Source organism: Bradyrhizobium tropiciagri (genome assembly GCF_018130505.1).
In the GTDB taxonomy this organism is placed as follows: Bacteria; Pseudomonadota; Alphaproteobacteria; order Rhizobiales; family Xanthobacteraceae; genus Bradyrhizobium; species Bradyrhizobium tropiciagri_B.
The window spans coordinates 193618-211104 of record NZ_JAFCKH010000003.1 but is presented as its reverse complement, the minus strand read 5'-3'; the positions used below and the strand labels follow the sequence as shown (position 1 = coordinate 211104).

Annotated in this window: 15 protein-coding genes; 13 read left to right on the top strand and 2 right to left on the bottom strand. The window is 64.6% G+C overall.

Translation table 11 applies throughout. The features are described 5' to 3' along the window. Window positions 1-9: 9 nt before the first annotated feature. The 6 genes from JQ633_RS08610 to JQ633_RS08585 all read left to right on the top strand — a co-directional run bounded on the left by JQ633_RS08610 (window position 10) and on the right by JQ633_RS08585 (window position 6986). Window positions 10-2286: a TonB-dependent receptor gene (locus tag JQ633_RS08610; RefSeq protein ID WP_211984520.1), complete on the top strand. Its 2277-nt coding sequence runs from the start codon at window positions 10-12 to the stop codon at window positions 2284-2286. Between the two features lie 64 nt (window positions 2287-2350). Then, window positions 2351-2722 (top strand): DUF6572 domain-containing protein, encoded by a 372-nt coding sequence (locus JQ633_RS08605; RefSeq protein ID WP_211984519.1) that lies wholly within the window; start codon window positions 2351-2353, stop codon window positions 2720-2722. Between the two features lie 167 nt (window positions 2723-2889). Continuing rightward, the gene (locus tag JQ633_RS08600; protein ID WP_211984518.1) at window positions 2890-3780 is read left to right on the top strand and encodes a hypothetical protein; all 891 of its coding nucleotides are present in this window, start codon (window positions 2890-2892) and stop codon (window positions 3778-3780) included. Window positions 3781-3929: 149 nt separating this feature from the next. Further along, window positions 3930-4865 carry a helix-turn-helix domain-containing protein gene (locus JQ633_RS08595; protein WP_211984517.1) on the top strand — a complete coding sequence of 312 codons (936 nt, stop codon included), beginning with the start codon at window positions 3930-3932 and terminating at the stop codon, window positions 4863-4865. Window positions 4866-4986: 121 nt separating this feature from the next. Continuing rightward, window positions 4987-6231: an acyl-CoA dehydrogenase family protein gene (locus JQ633_RS08590; protein ID WP_249159024.1), complete on the top strand. Its 1245-nt coding sequence runs from the start codon at window positions 4987-4989 to the stop codon at window positions 6229-6231. Window positions 6232-6266: 35 nt separating this feature from the next. After that, the gene (locus JQ633_RS08585) at window positions 6267-6986 is read left to right on the top strand and encodes an SDR family NAD(P)-dependent oxidoreductase (protein WP_211984516.1); all 720 of its coding nucleotides are present in this window, start codon (window positions 6267-6269) and stop codon (window positions 6984-6986) included. 87 nt (window positions 6987-7073) lie between these two features. Here JQ633_RS08585 and JQ633_RS08580 read toward each other — a convergent pair whose 3' ends face one another. Both JQ633_RS08580 and JQ633_RS08575 read right to left on the bottom strand, forming a co-directional pair. Continuing rightward, window positions 7074-7760, bottom strand: coding sequence for a hypothetical protein (locus JQ633_RS08580; RefSeq protein ID WP_211984515.1), 687 nt, complete (start codon window positions 7758-7760; stop codon window positions 7074-7076). 14 nt (window positions 7761-7774) lie between these two features. Continuing rightward, window positions 7775-8590, bottom strand: a complete 816-nt coding sequence (locus JQ633_RS08575) for a sugar phosphate isomerase/epimerase family protein (RefSeq protein ID WP_211984513.1) — start codon at window positions 8588-8590, stop codon at window positions 7775-7777. Window positions 8591-8707: 117 nt separating this feature from the next. On the opposite strand from JQ633_RS08575, the gene JQ633_RS08570 reads away from it, so the two are divergent. The 7 genes from JQ633_RS08570 to JQ633_RS08540 all read left to right on the top strand — a co-directional run bounded on the left by JQ633_RS08570 (window position 8708) and on the right by JQ633_RS08540 (window position 17427). After that, the gene (locus tag JQ633_RS08570) at window positions 8708-9157 is read left to right on the top strand and encodes a type II 3-dehydroquinate dehydratase (protein ID WP_211984511.1); all 450 of its coding nucleotides are present in this window, start codon (window positions 8708-8710) and stop codon (window positions 9155-9157) included. A 40-nt stretch (window positions 9158-9197) separates the two neighbouring features. Next, on the top strand, window positions 9198-10208 hold the full coding sequence (locus tag JQ633_RS08565; protein WP_211984509.1) for a TRAP transporter substrate-binding protein: 1011 nt from the start codon (window positions 9198-9200) through the stop codon (window positions 10206-10208). 5 nt (window positions 10209-10213) lie between these two features. After that, the gene (locus JQ633_RS08560; RefSeq protein WP_211984942.1) at window positions 10214-12106 is read left to right on the top strand and encodes a TRAP transporter large permease; all 1893 of its coding nucleotides are present in this window, start codon (window positions 10214-10216) and stop codon (window positions 12104-12106) included. A gap of 21 nt (window positions 12107-12127) precedes the next feature. Further along, window positions 12128-13852: an FAD-binding protein gene (locus JQ633_RS08555; protein ID WP_211984507.1), complete on the top strand. Its 1725-nt coding sequence runs from the start codon at window positions 12128-12130 to the stop codon at window positions 13850-13852. 56 nt (window positions 13853-13908) lie between these two features. Continuing rightward, window positions 13909-14691 (top strand): GntR family transcriptional regulator, encoded by a 783-nt coding sequence (locus tag JQ633_RS08550; RefSeq protein WP_249159145.1) that lies wholly within the window; start codon window positions 13909-13911, stop codon window positions 14689-14691. 528 nt (window positions 14692-15219) lie between these two features. Beyond that, window positions 15220-16470, top strand: a complete 1251-nt coding sequence (locus JQ633_RS08545) for an ABC transporter substrate-binding protein (protein WP_211984505.1) — start codon at window positions 15220-15222, stop codon at window positions 16468-16470. Window positions 16471-16608: 138 nt separating this feature from the next. Further along, the gene (locus JQ633_RS08540) at window positions 16609-17427 is read left to right on the top strand and encodes an AraC family transcriptional regulator (RefSeq protein ID WP_211984503.1); all 819 of its coding nucleotides are present in this window, start codon (window positions 16609-16611) and stop codon (window positions 17425-17427) included. Window positions 17428-17487: the final 60 nt, after the last annotated feature.

Below are 17487 nucleotides of genomic sequence, written 5' to 3'. Positions count from 1 at the left end.
GAAATCAACATGTCAGACAATGCCAGACGGCACGCCGCCATCGGCGCGGCATCGCTTCTCTTCTGTGGACTGAACCATGCTGCCGTCGCGCAAACCGCGCCCGCGCCGGCCACCACCCTTCCGGACGTCACGGTGGCAGCGCCGGAGCACCATCATGCGCCATCCGCGCCGCAAAAGCCGCGGCGGCACGCCGCGGCCGGAAGCGCACGCCGCGCGCGGCGGACCGCAGCAGTGCCGGCAACGCCCGGCTCCGCCGAGCAGCAACAAGCCGCGGCCGTCGCGGGCCAGAACGCGCGGCTTGACCAGGCCCGCGGCAATCTGCTGGCACCGGGCGGCGCCAATAGCTATGGGATGAGCCGGCAGTTGCTGGAGTCGCTTCCGCAGGGCACCAACACCACGCTGGACAAGGCGCTGTTGCAGGCACCGGGCGTCTCACAGGATTCCGCCGCCAGCGGCAACCTGCACGTCCGCAACGAGCACGCCAACCTGCAATACCGCATCAACGGCGTGATGCTGCCGGACGGCGTCGGCGCCTTCGGCCAGATCATCGACACCGGGATCGTCGGCAGCATGGCGCTGATCACCGGCGCGCTGCCCGCCCAGTACGGCCTGCGCACCGCGGGCGTACTCGATATCCAGACCAAGGCCGACGCCTTCAACAATTCCGGCAGCGTCAGCGTCTATGGCGGCAGCCACGGCACGTTCACGACCAGCGTCGACTATGGCGGCACGATCGGACAGACGCAGTATTACGTTTCGGGGCGTTATTTCGGCAGCGATGTCGGCATCGAGAATCCGACGCCGGCCTACAATGCAATTCACGACCGGACCGACCAGGAGAAAGGTTTCGCCTATATCTCCACCGCGATCGATCCGACCAGCCGGCTGACCTATATCGGCGGCGTCTCCAACGGCAACTATCAGATCCCCAACAATCCGGGCCAGCCGCCTGCGTTCACCGCTTTCGGCGTCTCCAATTTCGATTCCGCGCTGCTCAACGAGCGGCAGCAGGAGTTCAACCAGTTCAACGTCGTCGCCTACCAGAAGTCGGCCGACGGGCTCGACTACCAGATCGCCTATTTCAACCGCTACAGCCAGTTGCACTTCACGCCCGATCCGGTCGGCGACCTCGTCTTCAACGGCGTCGCGTCGGACGTCTACCGGCAGAGCTACATCAACGGCATCCAGGAAGACACGTCCTACCGGCTGGGTTTCGCGCACACGCTCAAGTTCGGCTTCTCGGTCAGCGCCGAGCGCTCGCTGGTCAACAACGGCTCGACCGTGCTGCCGCTGGACGACGCCGGCAACCCGGTCGACGCACCTTTCAGCGTGTTCGATTCCAATACCAAGACCGGTTACATGTTCTCCAGCTACGTCGCCGATGAGTGGAAGATCACTAACCAGCTCACGCTCAACGCCGGCCTGCGCTTCGACCAGATGTGGCAGTTTGTCGACGCCAACCAGCTCAGCCCGCGGATCAGCCTGACCTGGAAGCCCTATGAGGGCACCACCTTCCATGCCGGCTATGCGCGCAACTTCACGCCGCCCGAGCAGGTGCTGGCCGCGCCGACCAACCTGGCGTTGGTGCAGAACACCACGGCGCAGCCTGCGGTCTCCGCCAACGACCCGGTACTGCCCGAGCGCTCGCACGTGTTCGACGTCGGCGTCACGCAAAAGGTCTATGCGATCCCCGGCCTCGAGGTCGGCATGGACGCCTATTACAAGATCGCAACCGACCTGCTCGACGACGGCCAGTTCGGCGCCGCCTACGTCCTGACCGCATTCAACTATGCCAAGGGCACCAACGAGGGCGTCGAGTTGACCGCGCGCTACGATCACGACAACCTGCATCTCTACGGCAACGTCGCCGTCGCGCGGCAGGTCGCCACCAATGTGGTCTCGAACCAGTATCTGTTCGATCCGGACGAGCTCGCCTTTATCGCCAACAACTATGTCAATACCGATCACGCCCAGGCGCTGACGGCCTCGGTGGGCGGCTGGTATCAATGGCACGACACCAAGTTCAGCGCGTCGCTGATCTACGGCAGTGGCCTGCGCGACGGCTTTGCCAATACCGGTACGGTGCCGCCCTATACCCAGGTGAATGTCGGCGTCTCGCACGACTTCAACATCGTCGCCCCGAACAAGCCCACCACCGTGCGCTTCGACATCGTCAACCTGTTCGATTCCGTCTACCAGATCCGCGACGGCTCCGGCATCGGCGTGTTCGCGCCGCAATTCGGACCCCGCCGCGGCTTCTACGCCGGCATCACGCAGAAGTTCTAGCGCGAGCGCGAAGCCAGGCGCGCCGGTCCTTGACCCGGCGCGACGCTTCCATCCACCCTGCCGGGTGCGCAGCAAGGGCGGAAGCGGACTGATGTCGTTGGACAAGGCGGATGTCATCGATGCGATCGGCACCGAAAAGGACGGCTCGGCAGTTTCCCTGGCGATCCTCGATGGCTGGGACTGGTCGGACGAAGCGCAGCATCTATTGGCGTTGCAAGCCAAGCTCAATGCGTATTTCGATTTCATTCAGAGCGGCCAGATCTATGAAGTCCGGCCGGAGGCGCTGCGAAAGACCATCCGGATCGACCTTCTGACGAGGCATCCCCTGCCGGACAAGGCACAGCGCTTGCTGGCGATCGCGGCGAAAGCCGCCGCTCAGCTCAACGTGCAAATCACCCACCGCATCTTGCCGCCGAAGACCGCGCACAACGCTTAAGGCGTGTCGCGGATCCGATCTCCTGAAGTCGCCTTCGCAGCCGGCGACACTGACACCGCGCGCCGGCGCGAAGGCGAGCTTGCGCATCATCCTGCCGTGATCTAGATCACAGTCTATATTGGACGCGCTTGCTACTTAATGTTGCATTGGGCTGGGGGCAGATGGGCATGCGTTGGATCGCCGTAATCATTGTCTTTTTCGTATCCGGATCGGCCGCGGCCGCCGGCTCACCGAAGCTGGATCCCGAGCAAGCCGCAAATGCGCTGATTGCGTTCAGTATCGCCGGCGGCAAATGCAGCAAGAGCATGATCGATCCGAACGGATCGCTCGATCCGACGCTGTCCAAATTCGGATACAAGACCGCCGACTTCATGCCGGGCGGACGCTACATCAAGCTGATGGACGCCGCCGCCGAACGGATGGCGAAATCGATCAAGACCACCGGACTGACGCTAGCCTGCCTGGAGGCGGTCAATCTCGTCGAGCATACCCTCCCCGGCCTGTTCGCCGTTCCGGCGCAGTGGCGCGCTCACTTCCTCTGGCACATCAACGGCGTCGATAAATTGAGAACCGACAAGCGCATCTATCGCCGCTTCGCCCAGGAAGGCGAGACCGCCCGCAACACCTTCGTGCTCACGTGTCCCAAGGCGGATTCCAAAACGGACCAGCAGTTCGAGCTCGAGGTCATTCCGCCGATCTCCGAGCTGGAACGCCTCAAGGCCCTCGCGCAAGGCCGCGAGGTCGCGACGTCGGTGACGCTCAGCAGCCGTGACCGGTCGATCGTGACCACCGGTCATGCCGATGGCATCGCCGGCTGGATCAACTTCAACGATCAGGAGCTGCCGGGGATCGTCGAGCTCGTCTCGCAGAAGGACCTGCGGGTATCGCTGTTCGAAACCGGGCTGGAATACCGCTTCAGCTCCGACATGGCGGCATCCGAGAAGATCAACGGCATCTTCAGCGCAAATCGCGCGAATATCGAGAATGTCGGTGGCCTTCAGACCATGTCATCCGCCGACGTGATCAGGGATTGCCGCAGCTTCCGCTCCGCAAGATAGCCGTCGGCGCGGCTGCCAGCGCCAGCCATTGGCGGCGTTACAACTCACCGTGACCGGACGTGCCGGCGGCCGAGTTTGACCGCCCGTTTCACCGGCGATATCCTTTCGCATGCTGGGCCCTTCGCAGATGCAGCTTGTTCGAGGTGCTCATGGAATGGTCGACTAGGCCGGCCCGTCCGGATCAGCCCTTTGGAAGTTGGGCCGACGACCTCGCGGCCGCCTTCGTACGGCTGGAGCCGCGCAGAATTACCGAGCAGTCCTTTGCAGGTACGATCTGCAAGGTCGACGCCGCTCCACTCCAGATATCGCTGGTCAGGGCCAGCGGACACACAGTGCTTCGGCTGGCCTCGCACATCGCTTCGAGCACGGAGGATCTTTGCTTCGTCAACCTGCAGCTCGAAGGGTTGGGACGCACCACGCAGCGCGGCCACGAGCAGCTGAGCGCGCCCGGCGATCTGGCGCTGGCGGATACGACACAGCCGTTCGAGATCGCCCACCGCCACGACTTCAAGTTATTTTGCTTTGCCGTCCCGCGGCGGCTGTTGCCGGATGGACTGTTCGATCGGCCGCGGCTCGCGCTGTCGGCGACCGAAGCCGGCCGCGCCCTCTCCCGGACGCTGGCGAGCTACGCCGAGCTCTGCCTGAGTGGCCGTCAACTCGCGCGAACATCGACGATGGTCGGCGCGCACGTCGCCGAGCTGATTGCGCATGCGCCGGACCTGCTCACCGACCTGCCCGCCGAGCGCGTCCACACGCCGGTGCTGCTCTCGATGATGCTCGACCATATCGACCGTCACAGCCACGCCCCCGAGCTCGGCGCGCCGGCGCTGGCCAGAAAATTCCGCTGCTCCGAGCGCTATGTGCACCGCCTGTTTGCGGGCACCGGCCGCTCCGTCGGCGAGCACGTCAACGAGAAGCGGATTACGATGTGCGCGCGCGAGCTGCTCGATCGCAACTCTGCGCACAAGACCATTGCCGAGATCGCGTTTGCCGCGGGATTCCGCGACATCTCGCATTTCAACCGCCTGTTCAAGCGCCACAACGGCCTCGCCCCGCGCGAGTTCCGCCGCACCGCCGCCGGCTGAATCGCCGAAAGGATCCGGTTCACTCCCGGCCAAGAAATCTGGCGCTGCCGTCCAAGAATTTCTGATCGCGCCGCGATAGCGATAGCCCGAACGGCCGGCACCTCGGCCGGAGGGCATCATCATGGCGATCGATTTCACGCTCACGCCGCAGCAGCGCGAGCTGCAGCTCACGTCCCGCAAATTCGCCGCCGAGGTGCTGGCCGAGGCCAGGGCGGCGGAGGTGCTGGCAACGCCCGAGCAGCGCTTCCTCGCAACCAGGCCCGCCTATGAGGCGATGGTTGCGGCCGGCTATCTGCGTAAATGCATCCCGGCGCCGGCGGGCGGCGAAAACGCCGGTCTGACCGACATGGCGATCCTGGCCGAGGAATTTTACAGCGTGAATCCCAGTGTCACGCTGACGATGCTCGGCAGCGTGCTAGGCCTGCTGCCGCTGCTGCTCGGCGGGACACCCGACCAATGCAAGCGGCTGCTCGCGCCGTTCCTGAAGACCGCCGGCGCGCCGCTCGCCGCCTTCTGCTCCAGCGAACCGGGCGGCAGCGCCAACGCCGCCTCGCCGCCGCCCGGCGAGGGCGTCCGCACGACGGCGAGGCGCGAAGGCGACAACTGGATCATCAACGGACGCAAGAAATGGGTATCCTCCGCCACGGGCTGGAATCGCGACGGCGCGGATCTGCTGACCGTCGTGTGCCGGACCGATCCGGCGGCACCGCCCGAAGCGGCGATCTCGATCATCGCGGTGGAACGGCCGGCGACCGGCCTCGTGTTCGAACGCGCGATCGACACGCTCGGTCATCGGGCGCACCTCGTACCGCAGTTCGGCTTGAACGATGTCGCGGCGCCGCACCACAATCTGCTCGGACAACAGGGCGGCGGCCTCGCGCTGACGGCAGCGGCCTTCACGGGCACCGCCGCGCTGGTCGGAATCTTCGGCGTCGCCTTGATGCGTGCGGCCTTCGCATTCGCATTGCATTTTGCCCGCACCGAGAAGCGCGGCGGCGTTCACCCCATCATCGAGCACCAGGCGGTCGGATACGCCCTCGCCGACGCAAAGACCACGATCGAAGCGGCCCGCACGCTGAGCTGGCGCGCCTGCCACGCGCTCGACACCCAGTCTCCGGCGGCCGAGGAGCTCGCGGTCCAGGCCAAGATCTACGGCTCTGAAGCAGCGGTGCGTGTCATCACGGATCTGATGCGCGTGGTCGGCATCGACAGCTACGATCATGAAGCGCCGTTCGGCAGCCTGCTCCAGGACGCGCTGGCGCTGCCGATCTTCGACGGCGGCAACATCGGCGTGCGGCGGCGACAACTGCACATGCTGTTCAAGCGCGACGACTACAGCCCGCTGGCCGCAAGCGGCGCGGCGTAGCCGGACCGGCCGCAGGGTTTTGAAAGGACAAGATCATGAGCACAGCGCACAGAGTGGCCGTCGTCACCGGAGCATCGCAGGGCATCGGCGCCGGCATCGTTCAGGCCTTCAGGGATCGAAACTGCCGCGTCGTTGCAACGTCACGCTCGATCAAGCCGGCCGCCGATGAGAATGTCGTCACCATTCAGGGCGACGTCGCCGCCCCGGAGACGGCGGAGAACGTCTTCAGAGCGGCGCTCGAACGCTTCGGCCGTATCGACACACTGGTCAACAACGCCGGAATATTCATGGCCAAGCCGTTCACGGCCTACTCGCAGGATGATTATGCCGCCTACATATCGACCAACGTGACCGGCTTTTTCCACATGACCCGGCGCGCGCTTGAGCTGATGAGCAAGCAGAACCACGGTCATATCGTCACGATCACGACGAGTCTCGTCGACCAGCCGATGAGCGGCGTGCCGTCCGCGCTCGCCTCTCTCACCAAGGGAGGCCTGAACGCGGCAACCCGGGCGCTGGCCATCGAATATGCAAAGACCGGAATCCGCGTCAACGCCGTGTCTGCGGGGATCATCAAGACCCCGATGCATCCGGTCGAGGCGCACCAGGCGCTGGCAGCACTTCACCCGCTGGGCAGGATGGGCGAGATATCCGACATCGTCGACGCGGTGGTCTACCTCGACGGCGCAGGATTCGTGACGGGAGAAATTCTCCATGTCGACGGAGGTCAGGCCGCCGGTCACCACATGGCGTAGCACAAACAGGTATCGCGGTCAGGACGTCCAGATTGTTCGTTTGAGCAGAGTGGTGAGTTTTCCTGCACTCTCAGGGGACGCGATGACTTACGTCGGAGCAACATCCTGCGGCGTCATCGTAAGGGCGAGCCGGTAGTGTCCCGTCGCGGACTCCCCTTCGGCACCCTGAAGGTGCAGCGCCGCAACAGAAAGCCGGTTCGCGATCACGCCGTGCACCACGTCGGGATCATAACCCGAGAGAAGAACAATCCAGTCGGCCGCACGATCGGAACCGCGGATCCGCTGTTCGGTCGTCGCGCTGCTTTTCGGCGTGTCGGTGATCAGGAGGTGGGCGCCGGTCAACCCCGGTCTTAAGGCGAGGTCCTGCAGTGTTTCGCCAAGTGCCTGCTCGAGCTCCGCGGCCCGGTTTGCCAGCGGAGACAGTCTGATCGTCGCCAGCGACGTCGCGATGCCCCCGCCGAAGCTCGCGACGATGCGGCATTGGCTGCGCACCATGTTGAGATGATGCGGCATCATCTTGGTCGACCACGGCGTCGGGGCATTGAGGCGATCGAGATATCCCTTCGACGTCAGGGTCTCGTACTGCTCCAGCTCGTACAGCACGAAGAACCCGTCCGGATCGAGCGTGCTGGTCCATCGCGAGCCGCGGCGGAAGCCGGGAATGCTCATCCGCTCCGGAAAATGCTCATGCGAATGCCAATCGCCGAACTCCGAGCGCTGCTCGCGGCTGACGCTCCACCACATGGCGACGGCTGCCTTACCCAGAAGCGACATGCGATTTCACCCGTTCAACTCATGGCCGCGGCGGCGACGATGGCCTTCGCTCCGCGCAAGGCGCGACGCGCCCGTGCTTCGGCGTCCAGCGTCCTGGCCAAACTGACGGTCGGGACCTCGACGCTGACGGTGATGTCGTCCGGCATGGTCCTGGTCAGTCCGATGAGGTCGATATCGCCTTCGCCAGGAAACATGCGCTCTTCCCGGGCCGCATGAATGAGGCCTTCGGTTGACGACGGCGGCTCAGCCGGACCGTCGCACATCTGCCAGTAATGCAGCCGCTCGACCGGGATCCGCTGCAAGTCCGCAAGACGCCCGGCCGATCTGTCGAAATGCAGTGCGTCAACCAGGATGCCGGCCGCTCGGTGCGCAACCGCCGCCACGATGCGCTGCGCCGTGCCGAGGTCCGGGACGTAGGTCCACGGCATGAATTCGAGATCGGCCGTCAGCCCGAACCGGCCGGCCAGCTCGCAATATTCGGCGAACCGATCCGTGAACCGCACGAGGTCCGGATCGTAAGCCGCGACCAATGTGTGGCGAGCGCCGAGCTCACAGCCAGTTTCAAGAAAGGCCTCCAACGAGGTGACCGACGTGTCCGGCCTGAAAGCGACGACCTCCAGATCGGCGACGCGAACCCCGGTCGCCGCCAGCCGCGACCTCGTCTCGCGCAGCTGCTGCGGATCATCCATCAGCGGATAAGCCACGCCGCCCGGCGTCGCCGCCAGCAAGCGGAAACCTACCTGCTCGAAGCCGCAGGCAGCCGCCACCTCGACCAGCGGTACGGGCGAAAGGCCGAGGGCGGTCAATGCGGCAAGGGAAAACGACGCCATGGCCCGTCTATAGCACAATCTATCTCACCTAGTAAAAATGAAAACATCTGTTGATTTTTATTTTATCTGGTGATTAAGGAAGATTGAGATCCCGGCGGCGGGATCGGGAGGAATTGGATGGCTGGAACGATCCTGGTCCTGAACGGGCCAAACCTGAACCTGCTCGGCGTACGCGAGCCCGACATCTACGGACGCGACACGCTCGACGACATCAGGCAGCGCTGCGTCGCGCAGGGACGCAAGCACGGGCTCGATGTCGACTTCCGCCAGTCGAACTCGGAAGCGAGCCTGATCGATTGGCTGCATGAAGCGCGCGGCACCAAGCTTGGGGTGGTGATCAACCCTGCCGGATACTCATTCCATTCGATCGCGCTGCTCGACGCGCTCAAGATGTTCGATGGACCGAAGATCGAGGTTCACATCACGAACATCCACAAGCGCGAGCCGATGTATCAGAAGTCGCTGATGTCACACGGCGTCACCGGCGTGATCGCCGGGCTCGGAGCCACCGGCTACGTACTCGCGATCGACGCGCTCGCCGAGTTCGCAAGGGCCGACAAGGCCTGATCCGCGGCATCAAACAACCAACAAGGCTGGAGGACACACAATGGTGCTCAACAGACGGCAGTTCGGGGCAACCGCCATCGGCTCGATGGCTACGATCTGGGCCGCGCCCTCGCTCGCCCAGAACGGCAAGCTCAGCCTGAAGGTCGGCGGACAGTTCGCCGACAGTCACCCGTCATCGAAGGCGATGGAAGCGGCCTGCGCCGAGATCCGGCAGCAGTCGAGCGGGCGCATCGACATCCAGTTCTTCCCGAACGCGCAGCTCGGTTCCGACGCGGCGATGCTGACCCAGGTCCGCTCGGGCGCGCTCGACATGATGACGGCCTCGGGCATCTCTATGCAGGTCGTCTCGCCGATCGCCGGCATCAGCGGCATGGCGTTCGCGTTCAGCGACTATGCGCATGTTTGGCAGGCGATGGATGGCGAACTCGGTGCCGGCATCCGGGCCGGCCTCGACAAGGTCGGCATCTACGCCTTCCCGAAAATCCTCGACAGCGGTTACCGCAACATCACCACGAGCAACCGTCCCATCAATACCGTTGGGGACCTGAAGGGGATGAAGATGCGTGTGCCGCCGAGCCCGGTGTGGGTCTCGCTATTCACGGCGCTCGGCTCGTCGCCGACCTCGATCACCATCAACGAGCTCTACTCTTCGCTGCAGACGAAGATCGTGGACGGTCAGGAGAACCCGCTCACCATCATCGAGTCGGGCAAATACTACGAAGTGCAGAAATACTGCTCGATCACCGAGCATATGTGGGACGGGCTGTGGATCATCGCCAACGGCAAGCGGATCAAGTCGCTTCCCGCCGAGGATCTCGCGCTGATCACCAGGTCGTTCGAGGCGGCGACCGAGAAGCAGCGGGCCGAGACTGAACGGCTCAATGTCGAGCTCGAGGACAGCCTCAAGGCGAAAGGCCTCGTCTTCAATCGTCCGGACAAGAACCAGTTCCGGCAGGCGCTGACCAAAGCCGGCTTCTACGCCGAGTGGAAGCAGAAATACGGTACTGAGGCCTGGGCAGTGCTGGAGAAATATTCCGGCAGCCTCGCTTGACCGCCGTGACGACAGCCGAGGCGGCCGAGCCGCAGACCGCTCCGGCGCAATCGGAGACTTCGGCCTCGGCGGGCCCCGGCACGCTGCGCAAGCTGGATCGTGCGCTCGGCCTGGCCATCGCGGCACCGACCGCGGCGCTCGTCGTCATCGAGGTGCTGGTTCTGCTCGGCGGCGTCGTGTCCCGCTACGTCTTCCATCATCCGATCATCTGGTCGGACGAGCTGGCCTCGACCCTGTTCCTCTGGCTGGCGATGCTCGGCTCCGCGATGGCGCTGCACCGCGCCGAGCACATGCGCATGACCGCGTTCGTCGGCATGCTCTCGCCGCCGATGCGTGTCGCGCTCGACGTCGTCGCGGTGGTCGCGGGGCTGACGTTCCTGTTGCTGATCCTTCCATCAGCCTATGAATTCGCAGCCGACGAGATTCCCGTCACGACGCCGGCCATGCAGATTTCCGACGGATGGCGCGCGGCTGCATTGCCGGGCGGTTTCACGATCATGATTGCTGTCGCCGTCGTCAGGCTGCTTGCGGTCGGCCATTGGCGCCATGTCGCCAGCGCCCTGCTCGGCAGCATGGCCGTGGCAGGCGCGCTCTATCTGCTACAGCCGGCGCTGGAAAATCTCGGTAACCTCAATCTTCTGGTCTTCTTCGTCGGTATCGTGGCCTGCCTGGTCTTCGCCGGCGTGCCGATCGCCTTCGCCTTCGGGCTGGCGACGTTCGGCTATCAGGCGTTGACCACCCAGACCCCGATCGTGGTCGTCGTCGGCCGCATCGAGGAAGGGATATCCAACCTCATCCTGCTCTCGGTTCCGCTGTTCGTCTTTCTCGGGCTCCTGATCGAGATGACGGGAATGGCCCGCGCCATGGTCAACTTTCTCGCCAGCCTGCTGGCACATGTGCGCGGCGGCCTGTCCTATGTGCTGATCGGCGCCATGTATCTGGTCTCCGGCATTTCCGGTTCGAAAGCCGCCGACATGGCCGCGATTGCGCCGGCGCTTTTTCCCGAGATGAAGGCCAGGGGCTCGAAGCCGGGAGAACTCGTCGCGCTGCTGGCCGCGACCGGGGCACAAACCGAAACGATACCTCCGAGCCTTGTCCTGATCACGATCGGATCGGTGACCGGCGTTTCGATCGCCTCGCTCTTCACCGGCGGATTGCTCCCCGGCGTCGTCGTCGGCGCGATCCTCTGCGTGGTGGTCTGGCGCCGCAACCGCCGCGACGACCTCTCGCACGTCTCGCGCGCTTCGGCCCGCGAGATCGGCCGCACCTTCATCATCGCCCTACCCGCGATCGCGCTCCCTTTCGTGATCCGCGCCGCGGTCATCGAAGGCGTCGCGACGGCAACCGAGGTGTCGACGATCGGCATCGCGTACACGGCGGTGGCCGGCCTCTTGATCTACCGCCAGTTCGACTGGAAGCGCATCTACCCGATGCTGGTCGAGACCGCCGCGCTCTCCGGAGCGATCCTGCTCATCATCGGTGCCGCCACCAGCATGGCGTGGTCGCTGACACAGTCCGGGTTCTCGCGCGATCTGGCCAAGGCGATGGCGGGGCTGCCCGGCGGCGTACCGACCTTTCTACTGGTATCGATCCTGGCGTTTGTCGTGCTCGGCAGCGTACTGGAGGGCATACCGGCCATCGTCCTGTTCGGGCCGCTGCTGTTCCCGATCGCAAGGCAGGTCGGCGTGCACGAAGTGCACTATGCCATGGTGATCATCCTGGCGATGGGCGTCGGGCTGTTCGCGCCGCCGTTCGGCGTCGGCTATTATGCCGCCTGCGCGATCAGCAAGGTGCATCCCGACGAAGGGTTGCGGCCGATCGCCGGCTACCTGGTCGCGCTCCTGATCGGCCTGCTATTGGTCGCGTTCATACCCTGGATTTCGATCGGATTCCTGTAAGCGAAAACGAAGCGAACCTGAATGCCCACTTGCGACGAGCGCCGTTGGGACGGCGAGACCGACCTGCTCGTGATTGGCGCCGGTGCCGGCGGCATGACCGCTGCGCTTGTTGGAACGCTTGAAGGCCTTCAAGTGGTGCTCTGCGAGAAGTCCGACTGTGTCGGTGGAACGACGGCGACATCCGCAGGCTCGGTATGGATCCCGGGCAGCCGCCAAAGCGAGGCAGCCGGCACGCCGGATTCGACCGGCGCGGCAAAAAACTATCTTGCCGGGCTGCTGGGCGACGCGTCCGATGAACGTCTCGCCGCCTATCTGGCCTCGGGACCGGTCGTGCTGGATTATCTCGAGAGCCGCAGCAGCGTGATCTTTTCGCCGCCACCGGTTCATCCCGATTACCACGATCTGCCTGGAGCTGCGGTCGGCGGCCGCGCACTTGGCGCCGTGTCCTTCGACGGACGGCTGCTCGGCACCGACTTCGCCCGCGTGCGGCCGCCCCGCCGCGAGTTCATGGTGCTCGGCGGCATGATGGTCGGCAAGAACGATATCGCGCCGCTGGTTGCACCGTTCCGGACGTGGAGCAACTTTCGACATGTCATTGGACTAATCGCGAGGCACGCACGGGATCGCCTCGGCTTCAAGCGCGGCACGCGGCTGATCATGGGCAACGCGCTCGTCGCCCGGCTGCTGCACGATCTGCGGCGGCTCGCCATCGACATTCGATTCCACACCGCGCTGAAAGAGTTGATCAAGTCCGGCGACCAGATCGTCGGTGCGGTCCTGACGACGCCGACCGGCGAAATCGCCCTGCGCGCCCGCAAGGGCGTGGTTCTGGCGACCGGCGGAATCGGCTGGAGCACCGAACTGCGCGAGCGGCTTCTGCCCGAAGGCACGCGCCGCTACTCGCTTTCACCCGACACCAACACCGGAGACGGTATCCTCGCCGGCGAGCGTATATCGGGTGAAATCGATCGCAACCTGGACAGTGCGGCGCTGTGGATGCCGAGTTCCGTGATGACCCAGCCGGACGGCCATCTCTCGGTCTTCCCGCACATCATGCTGGATCGCGCGAAACCGGGACTCCTGGCCGTCGATGCCAGCGGCCGGCGGTTCGTCAACGAGGCCAATTCATACCACGACTTTGTCCAAGGGATGCTCAGATCAAACCGCTCGCCCGCCAGCGTGCCATCCCATCTGGTTTGCGATCGACGCTTCATCGCGGATTACGGCATCGGGCTGGTGCATCCCGGGACGAGAAACCTGCGCCGCTTTATCGAAGCCGGGTACCTGTTCGAGGCCACCTCGATTGCCGGGCTTGCCGCTGCGATCGGCGCCGACGGTGACGCCCTGTGCCGTACGATCGAGCGCTACAACCGGTATGCCGAAGCGGGCGTCGACGAGGAGTTCGGCCGCGGCGCGAGCGCGCTCAACCGCTTCAACGGCGATGCCCAGAACAAGCCCAATCCCTGCCTGCGCCCGATCGGGCCCGGCCCTTACTATGCCGTCGCGGTCTGGCCCGCCGATCTCGCCAGCAGCGCCGGTCTGCGGACCGACTCGCGCGGACGCGTCCTCGGATCCGGCGGAGCGCCGCTGAAAGGACTCTATGCAGCCGGTGCTGATGCCGCGTCGCTTTTCAGGGGAACGTATCCCGGCCCGGGCACGATGATCGGGCCGGCCATGGTATTCGCCTGGCGGGCCGCAATGGATGCGGCGGGCGCTCTGGACAACTATCCGATTGCGATGGATTGAGCGGTGCGAGCTCGGACAAACGTGCTAGATTCGTCCCGAATGAGAGGCTGACGGTGCTGACCAAGACCCAGACGACGGAGACCATCGGGGAATCGGCGTACCGCAGGATACGGTCCGACATCATTTTCGGCGCCCTCGCTCCCGGACAAAAGCTTCGTCTCGAGCGGATCAGCGAAAGCTACGGCACCTCGATCCCGACGCTGCGCGAACTGCTGAACCGGATGTGCGCCGAAGGACTGATCGTGGCCGAGGGGCAACGCGGCTTCGAGGTCGCGCCGGTGTCCGCCGAGGATTTCAGGCAGGTCGCAGAGCTGCGGCTCCTGCTCGAAAATCATGCGCTCGAACAGTCATTCCTCGCGGGCGATCTGGATTGGGAAGGCCGCGTCGTCTCCGCACACCACAAACTGGGCGTCATGGAACGGCGCATGCTGGAAGGGCACCGTCAGAACCAGGAGCTCTGGAAACAGTGCGATTGGGACTTCCATCATTCCCTTATATCGGCCTGCGGCTCCGACGTGCTGCTTGCCGCGCACGCGGCGGCCTATGACCGCTATCTCCGCTATCAGATGATTGCCGTGGTGTTCCGCGGCGAGATCGCCGCCCGCGAACATCAGGCGCTGCTCGAGGCCGCGCTGGTCCGCGACTGCAGGCGAGCGCAGACGATCATGGAGTCGCATATCCGCGGCTGCGTCGAACACGCCTTGAAGGAAGACAACGCCGGCATCTTCACGGGGCCCGCATCGTCGCTGAAAGCCGCGGCTGCGCGGAGCAAGCCGGATGCGGACCGCAAGTCCAAGCCGCGATCCGGCAAGGCGGCCGGCAGCAAAGCCAAGGCTTGAACCTCGCGACGGCCTGTCATGGGGCTTGGGCATGGTGATCGTCTCCCGTGCTCAAGTTGCCCTCAAGGGTAGGTCAAGCCCCTGCGGCAAAGATATTTCGCTTTATCAGAATAACAACTCAGGTGTCGTGTCGTGAGAATGCTGCACCCCCACCCACCACTGTCATCGCCCGGCTTGACCGGGCGATCCAGTACGCCGCGGCCCATCGGTTCAAGCACCACTGCCTCTGGAAAACTGGATCACCCGGTCGAGCCGGGTGATGACACCGCATTGCGTGGCGAGCGATGTGCCACACACCACTGTCGTCCCTGCTTTCGCAGCGACGACGAAGGATAGAGTTGCGCTCCCTCGCTCCGCGACATTGCGCCGCGAGCCTCGTTGCGGCGCAACAATCAAAATGAGACTGCCGGTCAAGCCAGGGCGCAGCGACGACATCCGCGCCGAGGTCGCCTTCGGCTAGCTTCACGCACAACAACCGGACGGTCGCATTGCAAGCGGCGCGCCGGCAATAAGCGAGGGAGGAGCGCGATGTTGAAAGGCAGTGTGGGACTGATTGCGCTGGGCAGCCTGTTGCTTTCGGGCACGGCGTTCGCCCAGGAGAAGATCAAGGTCGGCGTCACCGCGACGCTCGAAGGCACTTACACGGTGCTCGGCGAGGACGGCATGCGGGGCTTCCAGGCCGCGCTCAACGTGCTCGGCAAGAAGATCGGCGACAAGGAGCTCGAATTCGTCGTCGCCTCGACCGACGCGACGCCAGACTCCGCGGTGCGCGCGGTGCGCAAGCTGATCGAGCAGGACAAGGTTCAGATCCTGCTGTCGCCACTGTCCGGCGACGAAGGCATCGCCGTGAAGAACTTCGCCAAGACCAAGCCCGAGCTGACCTTCATCAACGCCGCTTCGGGCGCGCAGGAGACGACCTATGTCGATCCGGCGCCGAACTTCTTCCGCTACAACATGGACGGCGCGCAGTGGCAGGTCGGTCTCGGCAAATACGCCTATGAGACCAAGGGCTATCGCAAGATCGCCACCGTCGGCGAGGACTACTCCTTCATCTACACCCAGGTGTTCGGCCTCGTGCTCGAATTCTGCGGCGCCGGCGGCCAGGTCACCAACCGGCAATGGGTGCCACTCGGCACCAAGGATTTCGCCTCGGTGATCGCCGCGCTGCCCGACGATGTCGACGCGATCTATCTCGGCCTCGGCGGCGCCGATGCCGTCAACTTCCTCAACCAGTACCAGCAGGCCGGCGGCAAGGCGCATCTGATGGGCGGCTCGATCATGATCGACCAGACCATCCTGTCGTCGAAGGGCAGCGCCAAGAACGCGCTGGTTGGCACCATCGCGGCGAGCGGCCAGGCCGATACCTGGGAGGACCCGGGCTGGCAGAAATTCGTCAAGGCCTATCAGGACGCCTTCCCGCCGGCAAAACGCTTCCCGAGCCCGTCGCTGCTCGCCACCAACTATTACGGCTCGACGATGGCGCTGATCCTGGCGCTGCGCCAGGTCAACGGCGACCTCTCCAACAACCAGGCCAAGCTGAAGGAAGCACTGGCCAAGATCGAGATCGACGCGCCGAACGGCAAGATCAAGCTCGACTCCAACCGCCAGGCGATCGGCACCAACTTCGTCACCGAGGTGGTCGATGACGGCAAGGGCGCGCTGTTCTCCAAGGTCGTCAAGGTGATCCCGAACGTGAACCAGACGCTGGGCTACGATCCGGCGGTGTTCGCCAAGATCGGGTTGCCGAGCCGCACGGTTCCGGAGTGCAAGAAATACTGACGTGTTTCTCGCAACTGCGAGCAGGCCGGCCGTGACAGAGAAGCGCGGTTGCAGCAAACGGCCTGCTCGCCCTTGCTTTCCTCCGGCGGATGTTGAACGCTTGTTGAAAAGACAAGAACATCCCGCGGGAGGGGAGGCATGAGCAGGGCGCTTGCCGTGTTCCACGGCCGGTTCGGTCGGGCGACGGTCTATCAGTTGAACCGTCCCTTCAACGTGCATGCGCACCGCGAGGGGCACCTGATCTTTCATGTCGGCGGGACGCCGGCGCAGATCGACGTCTCCGAGCAGCGCTGGCTGCTCAAGGACGACACCGTCGTCGCGGTCAACCCGTGGGAGCCGCACAATTTCCTGCCGAGCGACGTCGACCACGGCGCGATCTTCTTCGTGCTCTATGTCAACGCCGAATGGTTCGCGCCGTCGGCTGCGAATGCACAGAACCTGCGCTTCGGCCGCACCTTCTTTCCGCGCACCGAGGCGCTCGACAAGCTGATCCGCCGAACCGCGGCGCTGGTGTGCGGCGCGCCATCGCTGCGCAGCCTCGACTGCGAGCTGCGGCAATTGATCGACTCCTGCTACGAGGAAAGCTGGCGCGCGGCGCAGGAGGCGCGGGCGGCCGCCGCCGTGACCGACTTCCGGGTCCGCAAGTCGATCAGGCTGATGTCGGAAAGCCCCGGCGCCGAGATCGAGCTCGATGCCATCGCGCGCGAGGCCGGCCTGTCGCGGCCGCATTTCTACCGGCTGTTCCGCACCCAGACCGGCGTCACCCCGCACCTCTACATGAACACGCTGATCATGGAGCAGGCGCTGGATGCGCTGGTGGCGACCGAGACGCCGATCGCCGATATCGGCTTCGACCTCGGCTTCTCCTCGCAGAGCGGCTTCACCCGCTTCTTCGCCGCCAATGTCGGCATGGCCCCGACCGACTATCGCCGCGCCGCCAAGGTGTTGCGACCGTGATGGCGGTTCCCCCGAGGCGATAAAAGATACTCTCGATCAAATCCGACGCTTTCGCCCTCG

Coding starts and splice junctions, on each gene's coding strand:
- JQ633_RS08610 (WP_211984520.1), top strand. CDS start 10: ATGTCAGACAATGCCAGACGGCACGCCGCCATCGGCGCGGCATCGCTT.
- JQ633_RS08600 (WP_211984518.1), top strand. CDS start 2,890: ATGCGTTGGATCGCCGTAATCATTGTCTTTTTCGTATCCGGATCGGCC.
- JQ633_RS08595 (WP_211984517.1), top strand. CDS start 3,930: ATGGAATGGTCGACTAGGCCGGCCCGTCCGGATCAGCCCTTTGGAAGT.
- JQ633_RS08590 (WP_249159024.1), top strand. CDS start 4,987: ATGGCGATCGATTTCACGCTCACGCCGCAGCAGCGCGAGCTGCAGCTC.
- JQ633_RS08585 (WP_211984516.1), top strand. CDS start 6,267: ATGAGCACAGCGCACAGAGTGGCCGTCGTCACCGGAGCATCGCAGGGC.
- JQ633_RS08580 (WP_211984515.1), bottom strand. CDS start 7,760: ATGTCGCTTCTGGGTAAGGCAGCCGTCGCCATGTGGTGGAGCGTCAGC.
- JQ633_RS08575 (WP_211984513.1), bottom strand. CDS start 8,590: ATGGCGTCGTTTTCCCTTGCCGCATTGACCGCCCTCGGCCTTTCGCCC.
- JQ633_RS08570 (WP_211984511.1), top strand. CDS start 8,708: ATGGCTGGAACGATCCTGGTCCTGAACGGGCCAAACCTGAACCTGCTC.
- JQ633_RS08565 (WP_211984509.1), top strand. CDS start 9,198: ATGGTGCTCAACAGACGGCAGTTCGGGGCAACCGCCATCGGCTCGATG.
- JQ633_RS08555 (WP_211984507.1), top strand. CDS start 12,128: ATGCCCACTTGCGACGAGCGCCGTTGGGACGGCGAGACCGACCTGCTC.
- JQ633_RS08545 (WP_211984505.1), top strand. CDS start 15,220: ATGTTGAAAGGCAGTGTGGGACTGATTGCGCTGGGCAGCCTGTTGCTT.
- JQ633_RS08540 (WP_211984503.1), top strand. CDS start 16,609: ATGAGCAGGGCGCTTGCCGTGTTCCACGGCCGGTTCGGTCGGGCGACG.